The organism is Paenibacillus sp. alder61 (assembly GCF_020179875.1).
Classification (GTDB): Bacteria; Bacillota; Bacilli; order Paenibacillales; family Paenibacillaceae; genus Fontibacillus; species Fontibacillus faecis.
Window position 1 is genome coordinate 1 of record NZ_JAIUDG010000046.1, and the last position, 1,661, is coordinate 1,661.

The following is a 1,661-nucleotide window of genomic DNA, read 5'->3' on the forward strand; positions in this document are numbered from 1 at the left end:
AAGTCGATTTCATAATTCAAAAGCCTTGACACGACTGAGTTTTCTACAGCAAAAAAAGGAACACCTCCCCAAGTTCTCGAAGTTATAGTTGACCAAAACCATAACCCAAGAAAAAAAGGAGGGTTCCTCTATTGTATTCTATTCGACAAGAAGAGCTATTTCCCTTTGAAGATCTTTTTAAAATGTCGTCAGCCACCAAAGCGGATTTCGTCTTGGAACAATTGCCTATCGAAAAGATATTGTATGCCATTTCGCCTCCCCGCCCTCGCCGTCGTGGTCGTCCCGAATTTGTAAACACAAGGGCGATGATTTACTCTTTGATCCTTGGCAAAATGGAGCATATTGTCTTCACCAAGGACTTGATCCGCCGCCTTAAAGACAGTCCTGAATTCGCCATACGTTGCCGATTTACCGGTTCCGATCCCATTCCGAGCGAGGCCTCCTATTCTCGGTTGATTACCAAGCTCCTTGAGTGCCGCATCTTCCGCACTCTTATGGAAGACCTGGCGGACCAGGCTACAGCCGAGGAATTTCTCCTTGGGGATAGCTTAGCCCTGGATTCTGCGGGGGTGGAGGCGTTCGATCGCAATCCGAGCTTAAATCGAGAGCAAGCTTTAAAAGAGGAGAACCTCCCTACCGAGACTGATGAACCTTCTTTTCTAGAAGAGGTCGAAACCATTCCGACAGAAAAAGCCAAGCCGCAAAAGCCGAAACGCTCCAAACGCGGGCGCGTCCCGAAGGCCGAAGAAGCGGCATGGCAAGCCGAGCTTGCAGCCTACCACAACTCACTCTCTCTTTTCGAACGCGAGGTAGCTGACATGCTTCCCTGTAGCTACGACGAACTCCTTGCCGACATGCCGCAGTATGCCAGCACCGGCGCGAAGGGAGACCCGCGCAGAAGCGGACGCATGAAATATTGGTATGGCTACAAGCTGAATATTGTGGTCGATTGCCAGAGCCAATATATCCTCACTGGAGAGACTTGCTCGGCACACGTGAGTGACCAAAGGCCGGCGATTATGCTGCTCAAGCGGATCAAGGAACGCTTTCCAAATCTGCCCGTTCGCCATGTGCTTGCTGACAAAGGATACGATAGCGAGCCGGTTTACCGTGCGATTCGTGACCTGGGTGCGTTTCCCTTGATTCCGCTAATTCATCGCTCAAAGGAGTCTCCTGAGGGAAAGGATAAGCATTTGCGGCCGATTTGCAGGAAAGGGCATTCTTATCTCTACGACAGCTATGATTCCAAGCGGGATACCGTGAAGTTCACGCGACCAAAAGAATGCCCAACGTGTCCCTTTCAAGCAGAAGGTTGCCAAAAAGTGTTTAAGTTTCGAGTCGAAGAGAATATTCGGGCCTATACCGCCCCCGGACGTGGAAGCAAGGCCTTTAAACAACTCTTTAAACTACGGACTGCAGTAGAACGAGTTTTTGCCTATTTGAAACTCTATTTAGGCTTGGTATCTAGCCGTAAACTCAAAAAACGTGCTTTTGTCGATATGGATTTAAGCTGCCTGACGTATAATTTGTGCAAGCTTGCGATAGACCGGTTGAACCGTTCTCTTCGAACGACTGTAAAGACTATCTGATTTTTTAAAATTGACGATTTTGTTTTTGGTGTCATCTTGCCTATGGCGACAATTTAATTATGAAATTAACTT

General features: G+C 48.1%; 1 protein-coding gene. It reads left to right on the top strand.

The genetic code is table 11. The features are described from left to right. The first annotated feature begins 131 nt into the window (after window positions 1-131). Window positions 132-1,589, top strand: a complete 1,458-nt coding sequence (locus LBW89_RS27270) for a transposase (RefSeq protein WP_225040920.1) — start codon at window positions 132-134, stop codon at window positions 1,587-1,589. Window positions 1,590-1,661 lie beyond the last annotated feature (72 nt).